The 12680-nt window shown below is 69.0% G+C and carries 7 protein-coding genes and 1 pseudogene; 6 read left to right on the top strand and 2 right to left on the bottom strand.

What is annotated here, in order from left to right:
* Nucleotides 1–3716 (bottom strand): beta strand repeat-containing protein (locus ACTJLF_RS13330; protein WP_440883240.1); only part of this gene is annotated, 3716 nt, incomplete at its 3' end.
* A 57-nt stretch (nucleotides 3717–3773) separates the two neighbouring features.
* Nucleotides 3774–3878: pseudogene (locus ACTJLF_RS13325) on the bottom strand (ESPR-type extended signal peptide-containing protein); the annotation flags it as partial.
* 218 nt (nucleotides 3879–4096) lie between these two features.
* On the opposite strand from ACTJLF_RS13325, the gene ACTJLF_RS13320 reads away from it, so the two are divergent.
* From ACTJLF_RS13320 to ACTJLF_RS13295, 6 genes are all read left to right on the top strand, one after another.
* Entirely contained in the window at nucleotides 4097–5041 is a 945-nt protein-coding gene (locus ACTJLF_RS13320) for a LysR substrate-binding domain-containing protein (protein WP_019654087.1), read from the top strand.
* 51 nt (nucleotides 5042–5092) lie between these two features.
* Nucleotides 5093–6514 carry a 3-isopropylmalate dehydratase large subunit gene (leuC, locus tag ACTJLF_RS13315; RefSeq protein ID WP_126182855.1) on the top strand — a complete coding sequence of 474 codons (1422 nt, stop codon included), beginning with the start codon at nucleotides 5093–5095 and terminating at the stop codon, nucleotides 6512–6514.
* 32 nt (nucleotides 6515–6546) lie between these two features.
* Complete coding sequence (gene leuD / locus ACTJLF_RS13310; protein ID WP_019654089.1) at nucleotides 6547–7197, top strand: 3-isopropylmalate dehydratase small subunit; 651 nt, start codon at nucleotides 6547–6549, stop codon at nucleotides 7195–7197.
* Between the two features lie 118 nt (nucleotides 7198–7315).
* Nucleotides 7316–8404, top strand: coding sequence for a 3-isopropylmalate dehydrogenase (gene leuB / locus ACTJLF_RS13305; protein WP_019654090.1), 1089 nt, complete (start codon nucleotides 7316–7318; stop codon nucleotides 8402–8404).
* An 89-nt stretch (nucleotides 8405–8493) separates the two neighbouring features.
* On the top strand, nucleotides 8494–9636 hold the full coding sequence (gene asd / locus ACTJLF_RS13300; RefSeq protein WP_019654091.1) for an aspartate-semialdehyde dehydrogenase: 1143 nt from the start codon (nucleotides 8494–8496) through the stop codon (nucleotides 9634–9636).
* Nucleotides 9637–9803: 167 nt separating this feature from the next.
* Nucleotides 9804–12680: a FimV/HubP family polar landmark protein gene (locus ACTJLF_RS13295; protein ID WP_440883235.1), complete on the top strand. Its 2877-nt coding sequence runs from the start codon at nucleotides 9804–9806 to the stop codon at nucleotides 12678–12680.

Here is a 12680-nt window from a genome sequence, read left to right as displayed (position 1 = left end):
CTGACGACCTCGATGCCGTTGCCGGTGGTCAGCGCGCCCAGGCCGCCGAGGTTGGCGATCTGCACGCTGGTCTTGCCGCTGGCGGTGCCGCCATCGATCACCAGGCGGTCCGATGGGCCGGTGCCGGTGAGCGCCGTTCCCAGCCTGAGCACGCCGTTGTTGCCCACGTAGTTGCCGCGCACGGTCAACGTCGTGCCGGCCGTCGCGCCCGCCAGCGAAACGGTGCCGCTGTTGGCGAGCGAGGCCACTGTCTGACTGAAGCCCGCAAGGTCGAGCGTGGCGCCGGTCGCCACGCTGTGCGCCGAGGCCGCGCTGAGGGTGTTGGCCGCCCCGGCCTTCAACGTGCCCTGCGCCACGTTCGTGGCGCCCGTGTAGGTATTGGCGCCCGACAGCGTGAGCGTGCCGGAGCCTTCCTTCGTGATGAACCCGCCGCCGGAGATCGCGCCACTGAGGGTGCCCGAGAACGCACCCGTGTCGATGATCGGATCCAGCTGTCCCGTCAACCGGATCGCGTTCGCGATGGTCAGGCCGTCCGCGCTGAAGCCCAGGGTCGTGTCGTCGTCCATCGACAGCGTGCCGGTGCCCAGCGCCTGGTTGCTGCCGACATTCAGGCGGCCCTGGCGCAGCACGGTGCCGCCGGTGTGGGTGTTGGCGCCAGAGAGCGTCAGCGTGCCCGTTCCCACCTTCACCAGCGAACCTCCCGTGCCGGAGATGACGCCGGAGATTTCCGTGTCGGCGTTCAGCCCGCCGGTGGTCAGAGTCTTCGCGCCGAGGAGCACCTGGCCCGCCCCGCCCAGCGAGCCGATCGACGTGCCGGCGGCCGCGATTTCGCTGATGCGCACGGTGCCGCCCTTGCCGTTCACGATGGTGGCCTGCCCCGCAGTCACGCTGCCGATGAAGTCGATGAGGCCGTCGGCACGGTTGGACAGCGTCACCGCACCCATGTCGGCCTTGCCGCTGAACAGCAAGGCCGCGCCGTTGGCGACCGAGACCGGTCCCTGGCCGAGCGCGCCGGTGACGCTGGCGTTGAGCGTGCCGGCTTCGACCGACGTGCCGCCGCTGTAGGTGTTGGCCGAGGCGAGAACCAGTTCGCCGTCGCCGGTCTTGCGCAGGCTTCCCGTGCCGCTCATGCTGCCGGCGTAGGTGCCGCTGCCGCCGGCCTTCGTCTGTTCGAAGACCACCGTCGCATCGTTCACGATGTCGCCCTGGAGGCTGGTGGCGTTGCCCTGCAGCACGCCGGCCTTCACGGAGGTCCCGCCGGTGTAGCTGTTGGCGCCGGTGAGCACGAGGGTGCCCGTGCCCTGCTGCACCAGCGCCCCCTTGCCTGCGATGGCGCCGGCGAAAGCCACCGTGTCGGCGCGGTCGAAGGCGAGCGCGCCGTCGTTGGTCACGTTGCCGACGAGCACGCCGGCGGTGCCGCCGTTGCCGACCTGCAGGCGCGTGCCGCTGGCGATCGCGATGGACTCGCCCTTGCTGCCCGTGGCGCTGATCGAGCCGGTCACCAGCACGCCCGGCGCCACGTCCAGCGCCACGCTCGACGCAGCGACGTTGCCCACGACCTGCAGCGCCTGCATGTTCCTGAGGCTGAAGGCGCCAGCGGCGGTGAAGTCTCCCAGCGCCGCGATCTGGTTGGAGAGGTTCATCGACACGTCGCCACCGGCATTGCCCGTCAGGGTGCCGGCGGTCACGGTGCCCGCGGTCTGCAGCACGCTGGCGTCGCTTGCCAGGGTCAGCGTGCCCTTGGTGCGCACGTCGGCCTGAAGCATCACGCCCTTGCTGCCGGTGATGGAGACGGTGCCCCCGCTCAGGGCGTGATCGACGTTGAGAGCGCCGCCGCTGGAGGCCAGCGTCAGCGCCGCCGTGCCGGTGTCGATCGCCGTACCCAGCGTCAGGACGCCGCCGGCCACCAGGCCGACCGCGCCGTTGACCCCATTGGTCAGCGAGACCACCGAGAGGTCGCCGCCGGAGGTCATGGAAATGCTCTGCCCGGCGAGCGAGACATCGCCCCTGAAGTCGTTGCCCGCGTTGTTCAGCGCGATGCTCCCCGCACCCGCGTCGACGGACATGGCGCCCGTCACCGAGAGCGCGCTGGTCTGCGTCACCGCGCCGCCGTTGCTGCGGGCATCGATGGACGATGCCGAACCGCCGCCCTGGAACAGGAGGTCGCCATGGCTCGTGACGGTGAGCGCGCCGGTGGCCAGCGTACCCAGCGTGAGGGCGTTCTTGTCGTTGATCTGCACGGTCGCGCCACCCAGGCTGACGGCGCCGCCGAAATCGTTGCCGGCATTGGTCAGCGTGATGTCGCCCGTGGCGGCCTGCACGTCGAGCGCGCCGCTGCCGGTGAAGACGCCGCTCATCGACACGGCGCCCTTGCTCGCGATGTTGCCGTTTCCGAGCAGCGTCACGTCGCGCCCGCTCGTGAAGGCGGCGGTGGTTTGCAGCGTGCCGCCGCGGTTGAAGCTCAGTGCGCCCGTCGCTGCGCCGAGCGCCGAGTCGCTGGCGACGCGCAGTGTTCCGCCATCGATCAGCGTGCCGCCCTGGTAGCTGTTGACGGCCGTGAGCTCGAGCGTGCCGCTGCCGATCTGATGCACCTGCCCGCTGCCGGCGATGACGCCGCCGAAGGTGACGGAGTCCGACCGGTTGAATGCCAGCGTGCCGTCGTTGCCGACATTCCCGACGATGCTGCCGGCCGTGCCGCCCGCGCCGATCTGCAAGGTGCCGGCGCTGATCGCGGTGCCGCCGGTGTAGGTGTTGGTGCCGGTCATCACCGTGGTGCCTGCGCCCGACTGCGAGATGCCGCCGGCGCCCGTGATGGCGTATCCGGCCGTGAGTTGCGTACCGGCGCCAGGCTTGAAGTCGACCAGGCCGTTGCCGTTGACCGTGACGCCGTTCGCCACGCTCATGCTTCCGGCCGTGAAGGTCAGCGTACCGCTGCCGGCCGCGCCGCCGAGGCCGCGCGTGGCGGCGCCCGATCCATTGCCGCCGGCGCTGCCGCCGACGACGATGCTGTCCGCGACGAGATTGCCGCCGGCGACGGTCAGGCGGCCGCTGCCGCCGGCACCGCCGTCGCCGCCGTTCGCATTGCCGCTGCCGCCGCCTCCGCCGCCGCCCGAACCACCGACGACGACCGCGCCGGTCACGGTCGTGGTCCCCGCTGAAATGCTAAGTGCACCAGCGCCGCCGCTCGAGCCGCTGCCGCCTGCAGCCGAGCCGCTGGCGCCGGCGCCGCCTCCGCCGCTGCCGCCGATGCCCAGCAAGCCATTCACCGACCTGTCGGTCGCGAAGGTCGCGCTCGTGAGTCCGCCGGAGATCGAGCCTTCGGCGATGCCGCTCAGGGCACTGCCGCCCGGCTTGGGGCCGAAGGGACCTTGGGCGCCCTGGACGCCGTCGGTGCCTGCCCCGCCGCCGAGGTTGCCGGCGCCGCCGAGACCCGCGTTGTCAGAGCCGCCGTCGCCACCCCTTGCGGGGCCACCGGCCCCGCCGCTGTTGGACCCGTAGGTGAAGCCAGCACCGCCGCCGCCTGCGCCGTAGCCGCCGCCGCCGCCGCCGGCAAGAGCGCCTCCGCTGCCGCCCCCTCCTCCACCGCCGATACCGCCGGCGCCCCCGTTGCCGCCGATACCCTGGCCCACTCCGCCCTCGCCGGCAGTGCCGACAAGCACGCTCTGCGCGAACGCAGGAACGAATGGCGCCGCACCGAGCATTACCACGACGCTCATCAGCGCGCTGAGGCGGAACAGCCGGCGCACCGGGTCGCCGGATTCGACGCCGCTACGGGCCTTCGCCGTACTGCGCGAGGCGACGTGGGACCTGGAGATTTCGGCTACGGCGACCCAGGCTCCCAACGCCTCATTCCACAGGCTGCGAAAACAGATATTCATCAGAATTTAGTTCTAAGTTAACAATTTGCCCGGCGATGATACGCGCGGTAACACTTCTGAAACATCCCCCGAACGAGCGATTGAGGGCGGCGCCGATCTGTCGGGGGGCGAACCGCCCATCTCAGCCGGGCAGCTGACCCATCTCCCTTTGCGAAGGGATGAGCGTCAAAATCAGGGAAAATAGCCCACCCCATCGCAAACCGCGATGCCAGCAAGCCATGAGCACCTCCGAACGCAACTTCGCCCGCCGCATCGACCTCACGTCGCTGCAGCTGTTCGTGGCCGTGTGCGAACTGGGCAGCATCGGCCGCGCGGCGGAGCGCGAATTCATCGCGGCCTCGGCCATCAGCAAGCGGCTGTCGGACCTCGAGGCCACGCTCGGCACCACCCTGCTCTACCGCCATGCGCGCGGCGTCGACCTCACGCCCGCCGGCGAAAGCCTGCTGCACCACGCGCGCTCGGTGCTCTACAGCCTCGAGAAGATGCAGGGCGAGCTCAGTGAATACGCCGACGGCGTGCGCGGCCATGTGCGGGTGCACGCCAACATCTCGGCGATCGTGCAGTTCCTGCCTGAAGACCTGGGCGTGTTCACGCGCGCCCATGAGGCCATCAAGATCGACCTCGAGGAGCACCTCAGCAGCGAGGTGATCCGCGCGGTGCAGGAAGGCGCGGCCGACCTCGGTGTTTGCCACGTGGCCGGCGGCGCGGGCGAACTGCAGAGCCTTTCCTACCGGCACGACCGGCTCGCGCTGATCGTGCCCACGGGCCATGCGCTTGCGGCGCGGGGCAGCATCGATTTCGTCGACTCGCTCGACTTCGACCACGTCGGCCTGCACACCAACAGCTCCATCTACGTCGCGATGCACGAGGCCGCATTGGACGCAGGCCGCAGCATCAAGCTGCGCATCCACGTCACCGGCCTGGACGCCATGTGCCGCATGATCGAGAACGGCCTGGGCATCGGCGTGATGCCGCAGCGCGCCTTCGAACTCATGCGCAACGGCATCGGCCACGGCCTCGTGAGCGTGGCACTCAACGACGCCTGGGCCGCGCGCGAGATCAGGCTGGTGGCTCGCGATTTCTCCACCCTGCCCGTGGCGGCGCGCTCGCTGGTGAACCACCTGCACGCGGCCGCGGACGGCGGCGAACAGCTCGCGGCCTAGGCCGCAACCACGGACAATTCCATTTCCCCACGAAAGACAGAAGAGACCGACATGGCACGCACGCTCTACGACAAGATCTGGGACGAACACGTCGTCCACACCGAGGAAGACGGCACCGCGATCCTCTACATCGACCGCCACCTGGTGCACGAAGTGACCAGCCCGCAGGCATTCGAAGGCCTGCGCGAGGCCGGCCGCAAGCTGTGGCGCATCAGCTCGGTGGTGGCCACCGCCGACCACAACACGCCCACCACCGGCTGGGAGCGCGGCTACGAAGGCATCGCCGATCCGACCAGCAAGGAACAGGTCACCACGCTGGACCACAACATCGCCGAGTTCGGCGCGGCCGCGTTCTTCCCCTTCCTGAGCAAGCGCCAGGGCATCGTGCACGTGATCGGCCCCGAATCGGGCGCGACGCTGCCGGGCATGACCGTCGTGTGCGGCGACTCGCACACCTCCACGCACGGCGCATTCGGCGCGCTGGCGCACGGCATCGGCACCAGCGAGGTCGAGCACGTGATGGCCACGCAGACGCTGCTGGGCAAGAAGGCCAAGAACATGCTGGTGAAGGTCGAAGGCAAGCTGCCCGTGGGCTGCACCGCCAAGGACATCGTGCTGGCCATCATCGGGAAGATCGGCACCGCCGGCGGCACTGGCTACACCATCGAGTTCGCCGGCTCGGCGATTCGCGACCTGAGCATGGAAGGCCGCATGACGGTGTGCAACATGGCCATCGAGGCCGGTGCGCGCGCCGGGCTGGTGGCGGTCGACGAGAAGACCATCAGCTACGTCAAGGGCCGCCCGCTCGCGCCCACCGGCGTCGAATGGGACCAGGCCGTGACCTACTGGCGCACGCTGCAGTCCGACCCGGGCGCGAAGTTCGACGCCGTGGTCGAGCTCGACGCCGCACAGATCCAGCCGCAGGTGACCTGGGGCACCTCGCCGGAGATGGTGGTCGAGATCAACGGCCGCGTGCCCGATCCCGACAAGGAGAAAGACGCCAACAAGCGCGGCGCCATCGAGCGCGCGCTGGTCTACATGGGCCTTGAGCCCAACAAGGCCATGAACGACATCTTCATCGACAAGGTGTTCATCGGCTCTTGCACCAACAGCCGCATCGAGGACATGCGCGAAGCCGCCGCCGTGGTGAAGAAACTGGGCCAGAAGGTCGCGAAGAACGTGAAGCTCGCGATGGTCGTGCCCGGCTCGGGCGTGGTGAAGGAACAGGCCGAGCGCGAAGGGCTCGACCAGATCTTCAAGGCCGCAGGCTTCGAATGGCGCGAGCCCGGCTGCTCGATGTGCCTGGCGATGAACGCCGACCGCCTGGAACCCGGCGAGCGCTGCGCATCCACCAGCAACCGCAACTTCGAAGGCCGCCAGGGCGCGGGCGGTCGCACCCACCTCGTGAGCCCGGCCATGGCCGCGGCCGCCGCGGTGCACGGCCATTTCGTCGACGTCCGCACATTCGCCTGAGCGGGCTGCAAGAAGGAAGAAAAGAGACTCCCATGAAGCAATTCACCGTGCACAAGGGCCTCGTGGCCCCGATGGACCGCGAGAACGTCGACACCGACGCGATCATCCCGAAGCAGTTCCTCAAGTCGATCAAGAAGACCGGCTTCGGCGTGAACCTGTTCGACGAGTGGCGCTACCTCGACCCGGGCCTGCCCGGCCAGGACCCGGCCAGCCGCAAGCCGAACCCCGACTTCGTGCTGAACCAGCCGCGCTACGCCGGCGCATCGATCCTGCTGGCGCGCCAGAACTTCGGCTGCGGCTCGTCGCGCGAGCATGCGCCGTGGGCGCTCGACCAGTACGGTTTCCGCGCGATCATCGCGCCGAGCTACGCCGACATCTTCTTCAACAACAGCTTCAAGAACGGCCTGCTGCCGATCGTGCTACCCGCGGCGCAGGTCGCCCAGCTCTTCGACGAGACCTTCGCCTTCCCCGGCTACACGCTGACCATCGACCTGGAGCGCCAGGTGGTGGTGAAGCCCGACGGCCAGGAGTTCGCGTTCGACGTACAGGCCTTCCGCAAGTACTGCCTGCTCAACGGCCTGGACGACATCGGCCTCACGCTGCGCCACAAGGACAAGATCAAGGCCTTCGAAGCCGAGCGCCTGGCGCAGAAGCCCTGGCTGGCGCATACGATGATTTCCTGATTCGAAACGAAACGAAAGGGACATCCGGACGCAGAGTGCGCGAAGGTTTCGCGAAGGACGAGTCGTCCTTCGCGTCCGGACAGCCCGATTCCTCTCTCATTCAACCATTCAAGACCCAATGAAAATCGCAGTTCTCCCAGGTGACGGCATCGGCACCGAAATCGTGGCGGAAGCCGTCAAGGTGCTCGACGTTCTCGACCTGAAGTTCGAGACGGAATCGGCGCTGGTCGGCGGCGCGGCCTACGAAGCGCACGGCCATCCGCTGCCGGAATCGACGCTCAAGCTCGCCAAGGAAGCCGATGCGGTGCTCTTCGGCGCCGTCGGCGACTGGAAGTACGACAAGCTCGACCGGCCGCTGCGACCCGAGCAGGCCATCCTGGGGCTGCGCAAGAACCTGGGCCTGTTCGCCAACTTCCGCCCGGCCATCTGCTACGAGGAGCTGGTAGGCGCCTCCAGCCTGAAGCCCGAGCTGATCGCGGGCCTGGACATCCTCATCATCCGCGAGTTGACCGGCGACATCTACTTCGGCCAGCCGCGCGGCCGCCGCGTCGCGACGGATGGGCACTTCCCCGGCGCCGAGGAGGCCTTCGACACCATGCGCTACTCGCGCCCCGAGATCGAGCGCATCGCCCGCGTCGCCTTCGAGGCCGCCCGCAAGCGCAGCAAGCGCGTGACCAGCGTGGACAAGAACAACGTGCTGGAAACCTCGCAGCTGTGGAAAGACGTGATGCTCGACATCGCGAAGGAATACCCGGACGTCGAACTCGACCACATGCTGGTCGACAACGCGGCCATGCAGCTGGTGAAGGCGCCCAAGAAATTCGACGTTGTGGTCACCGGCAACATGTTCGGCGACATCCTCTCCGACGAGGCCGCGATGCTCACCGGCTCCATCGGCATGCTGCCCTCGGCATCGCTCAATTCGAGCAACCAGGGCCTGTACGAGCCCAGCCACGGCAGCGCCCCCGACATTGCCGGCAAAGGGGTTGCCAATCCTTTGGCTACAATCCTGTCCGCTGCCATGATGCTCCGTTTCTCCCTCAACCAGCCCGAAGCTGCCGACCGTATCGAGTCGGCGGTCAAGGACGTGCTCGCCTCCGGGCTGCGCACGGGCGACATCTGGTCTGAAGGCACCAAGCGCGTCGGCACCCGCGAGATGGGCGACGCGGTCGTTGCAGCAATCACCAAAAAGACGATTACCGGCTAACCGCAGCCCGCTTCGTCACGCCCCTCCCCGGCTCGACGAGTCGGGCGCAAAAAAGACAACTTTTCTTTTTTTCATAAGGGCAAACTGAAATGGCGAACGCATCTCAACCTCTGGTCGGCCTCGTGGGCTGGCGCGGCATGGTCGGCTCGGTCCTGATGGACCGCATGCAGGCCGAAGGCGACTTCGGTCTCATCGAGCCGGTCTTCTTCTCGACCTCCAACGCCGGCGGCAAGGCCCCGGCCATGGCCAAGAACGAAACCGCGCTGAAGGATGCGAACGACATCGAGGCACTGAAGAAGTGCGACATCGTCATCACCTGCCAGGGCGGCGACTACACCAGCGAAGTCTTCCCCAAGCTGCGCGCCGCCGGCTGGAACGGTCACTGGATCGACGCCGCCTCCACCCTGCGCATGAAGGACGACGCGATCATCGTGCTCGACCCCGTCAACCTGCCGGTGATCGAGAACGCGCTCGCCAAGGGCGGCAAGAACTGGATCGGCGGCAACTGCACCGTGAGCTGCATGCTCATGGGCGTCGGCGCCCTCTACAAGGCCGGCCTGGTCGAGTGGATGACCAGCATGACCTACCAGGCGGCCTCGGGTGGCGGCGCTCAGCACATGCGCGAGTTGCTGACCCAGTTCGGCACCCTGAACGCCGAAGTGCGCGCCCTGCTGGACGACCCGAAGTCGGCCATCCTCGAGATCGACCGCAAGGTGCTGCACAAGCAGCAGACGCTCAGCGCCGCCGAGACGGCCAACTTCGGCGCGCCGCTGGGCGGCTCGCTGATCCCCTGGATCGACAAGGACCTCGGTGACGGCATGTCGAAGGAAGAGTGGAAGGGCGGCGCCGAGACCAACAAGATCCTCGGCCAGGGCGCGGGCTTCGGCACCGCCGCCGTGCCGGTCGACGGTTTCTGCGTGCGCATCGGCGCGATGCGCTGCCACAGCCAGGCCCTGACCTTCAAGCTCAAGAAGGACGTGCCGGTGGCCGACATCGAGGCGATGATCGCTGCCGACAACCCCTGGGCCAAGGTCGTGCCGAACACGCGCGAAGCCACGGTCAAGGACCTGACGCCGGTGGCCGTGACGGGCACCATGGACATCCCGGTCGGCCGCATCCGCAAGCTGGCGATGGGCCCGGAGTATGTCGGCGCCTTCACCATCGGCGACCAGTTGCTGTGGGGTGCCGCGGAACCGCTGCGCCGCATGCTGCGCATCCTGCTCGAAGCCTGATGAGGGCTGCTCAGGCTTTTGAAACACGAATTGTTGCCTTCAAGCAACGGAAGATGTGTGCGTAAGTATGCGCGCACTGGGTAGAACAAGCGCATTGCCTTGTCAGTGCTCAGTGATGATGCTAACGTCCTCTTACAAATTCCGGGCCTGAGCCGCCCCCTATCAGCATGACAAGACATCTGTTGCCTGCGGCCAGCCCATCGGCCGTTCGCCCGCCTCTGCCGTCGAACGGTTGGCGCCTCTCCATCCTCGGCGCGGCGGCAGCCGTGGCCATGGGCATCGCCAGCGTCGACGCCAGCGCCTTCACGCTGGGGCAGCTCAAGGTGCAGTCGGCCCTCGGCGAGCCCTTGCGCGCGGAGATCGATGTCACGGAAATGGCCGCCAACGAAGCGGACGGCCTGAAGATCAACATCGCCACGGCCGAAGCGTTCAGGAACGCCGGCGTGCCATACAACTCCGCGCTCAGCGACGTCAGGGCGACGCTGCAGCGCCGCGCCGGCGGCCAGTATGTGGTTCGCCTGACCGGCAGCCGTCCGCTGAACGACCCGTTCATCGACCTGCTGCTCGAAGCCAACGGCGCTTCCGGCCGGATCGTGCGCGACTACACGGTGCTGCTCGATCCGCCGGCCACGCGCCAGGCCGCGGCACCGCAGGCGGCTCCCATTTCTCCCCAGATCAGCGCCCCGGTCGAACGCGCAGCCCCTGCGGCTCGCTCGCGCCGCGAGCGTCCGCCCGTGGTGGCGACGGCACCGTCCGCCGCTCCTGTCGCTCCCGCGCCTGCAGCAGCCGCACCGGCTGCTGCAGCTCCCGTTCCGGCGGCGGCCCCGGCCCGTAGCGGCGGAGGCAGCGGCGAGCAGGTCACGGTGCAGCGCGGCGACACCGCCGGCAAGATCGCTGCAGCCTACAAGCCTGCCGACGTGTCGCTCGACCAGATGCTGGTCGCGCTGCTGATGGCCAACCCCGACGCCTTCGTCGGCGGCAACGTCAACCGCATGCGGGCCGGCGCAGTGCTCGACCTGCCGAGCGCCGCCGAGGCATCCGCCGTTTCGCCGGCCGAAGCCCGCCGCACCGTCACCGCACAGAGCCGCGACTTCGGCTCCTACCGCCAGAAGCTGGCCGACAACGCGCCCACCACCAATGTCGCCGCCGCGAGCCGCAAGGCCGCCGGCAAGGTCCAGGCGAACGTGGAAGACCGCAATGCGGCGGCCAGCTCCCCGGACAAGCTGACGATCTCCCAAGGCAACGCCACCGCACGCGCCGCCGACGAGAAAGTCGCGCAGGCCCGCCAGGCGCAGGACAGCAGCAACCGCGTCGCGGAGCTGTCGAAGAACATCAACGAGCTGAACAAGCTCAAGGCGGCCACGGGCGCTGGATCGTCCGCCGCAGCGCCGGCCGCTGCCCCGGCACCGGCGACGCCGGGCATTCCGGTTCCCGCTCCCAACACCAGCGCCACGGTGGCGCCGCCGGCTGCCAGCCCCGCGCCGGCTCCTGCCGCTGCCGCCGCGCCCGTCGCAGCCCCCGCACCGGCGCCTGCTGCAGCGCCGGCACCCGCGCCGGCCGCCGTAGCTCCGAGCCCTGCCCCCACTCCTGAAGCCACAGCGCAGGCTGCAGCACCCGCTGCCCCGGCAGCCGCTCCGGCCGAATCCCCCGCCGCGGGCGCGCCGGCCGCTACGCCGCCTGCCGCGGCAGATGCAGCGGCCGCGCCTGCTGCTGCAGCCGCAAGCGCCCCGGCTGCGGCCGCTGCGCCGAAGCCGGCCGTGAAGAAGCCGGCTCCGCCGCCCCCGCCGCCGGAGCCCACCTTCCTCGAAGAGCTGATGGACAACCCGCTGATGCTCGCGGGCGCTGCGCTGATCGCGCTGCTGGTCGGCTTCCTGCTGTACCGCGTGCTGGGCCGTCGCCGCGAGGAGATGAGCGAAAGCGTGTTCCTCGAAAGCCGCATTCCGAAGGACTCGTTCTTCGGCGCCAGCGGCGGCGAGTCGGTGGACACCAAGCATCGTGGCGACTCCACGGTCTCCTCGCTCTCGTACTCCCCGAGCCAGCTCGACGCCGGCGACGTGGACCCGGTCGCCGAGGCCGATGTGTACCTGGCCTACGGCCGCGACCTGCAGGCCGAGGAAATCCTGCGCGAGGCGCTGCGCCTGAACCCGGACCGCACCGCCATCCACCTGAAGCTGCTCGAGATCCACGCCAAGCGCCGCGACGTGCGTGCCTACGAAAGCCTCGCCACCGAAGTGCACAAGCTGACGGGCGGCGCGGGCTCCGACTGGAACCGCGTGGTCGACATGGGCAAGGACCTCGATCCGGGCAACCCACTGTACGAATCGGGCGCTCCCCGCAGCGGCGGCGCCAGCGCTGCCGAAACGGCCGCCTTCGCAAGCGCCCTGAGCGCTGCTGCCAAGCCCGCAGCACCGGCTCCTGTGGTCTCGCCCCCGGTGGCCGTGGCACCGCCTGCCTTCGTGCCTTCGGTCGCGCCGCTGGATTTCGATCTCGACCTGACCACTCCGCCGGCCCCCGCTCCTGCACCGGCACCGGCCGCCCCGCAGCACTCGCCGGTCGGCGCCAGCCTGCCGAAGTCGGCCTATGCACCTGCTCCGCAGACGGCGCGCCCCGCGCCGCCGCTGTCGAACGGCCATGCCCTGACGACGCCGGTCGACCTCGAGAACGACTTCGACACCGCCCCCGGCGCGCTTTCGGCCGATACGCTGCCCGGTTCGCTGAGCCTGAGCGATGCGGACAACACCCGTCCCGCCATGCTGCGCAATGCGCTGCCGGCCGACTCCGGCTTCATCGAGTTCGACATGAGCGCACTGGCCGGACTGCCCGCTTCGCGTCCCGCTGAAGCCGCCAAGCCGGCAGCCGCTGCGGCCGCCGCGCAAAACGACGAAGGCGACGAGAGCCCGCACGCCGTGAAGCTGTCGCTGGCCCGCGAGCTGCAGGCCATCGGCGACGTCGAAGGCGCCCGCTCGCTGGTCGAGGAAGTCGAAGCCGAAAGCGCAGGCGACCTCAAGTCGCAAGCCCGTCAACTGCTCGCGGAACTGCGCTGA

The organism is Variovorax sp. 22077, assembly GCF_052044195.1.
Lineage (GTDB): Bacteria > Pseudomonadota > Gammaproteobacteria > Burkholderiales > Burkholderiaceae_C > Variovorax > Variovorax atrisoli.
Note: the sequence above shows the minus strand (reverse complement) of the source record. Positions and strands in the feature narration are given on the sequence as shown.